Here is a 617-nt window from a genome sequence, read left to right as displayed (position 1 = left end):
GCCGGGGGTAAGATGGCCGCCGTGCGCCTGCATTTGCATAGCGAGGGCGTTACAGTTTTTGTTTGACAGCATGATGGCTTTAGGGAGCGCGGTGCTGCCGCCCGAAAAGAGAATAAGCGCCATTTCATCCGCGCCGGTTGGGTCTGGCGTTTGCAATTCGGCAGATTCTTTTTCTGCTTCTAACTTCGCCCAGTCCAATACTTTAGAGGAAAACGGAACAGGTTTTATCTTGCGTCCCATTCCAAGTGAAAATCCTATTTTTGTTATAAAATCCATCTCTGTTTTCAGCGAGCATACGATAATTTTTTCAAACTCCACGTTTATTTTTTCAAAGCGCGGATAAAATCCGTCCAAGGTAATAGCCGCTTTTGCCGAAACAAGTTTTGAGAACTCCTCTATTTCTCCCGTTGCTGAAAGCGGGTGAATGGGCGCCGGAATCGCGCCAAGCCTGTTAAGCGCGTAGATTGATATTACAGCCTGCGGAATATTCGGCAGACAGACAATAACCATATCGCCTTTTTTAAGCCCTATTTGCGCGAATTTACGGCTCATGTTTATTATCTTTTGATCAAGAACCGGCCATTTTGTTCTCTTGCCAAAAAAAATAAGCGCGTCCG

The 617-nt window shown here is 46.2% G+C and carries 1 protein-coding gene; it reads right to left on the bottom strand.

Annotated features, from left to right (window positions below):
* Window positions 1–617 (bottom strand): AMP-binding protein (locus ACYVRA_RS08155; RefSeq protein ID WP_461252231.1); only part of this gene is annotated, 617 nt, incomplete at both ends.

Source organism: Treponema sp. R8-4-B8 (assembly GCF_054786175.1).
This window is presented reverse-complemented; position numbering and strand designations above follow the sequence as displayed.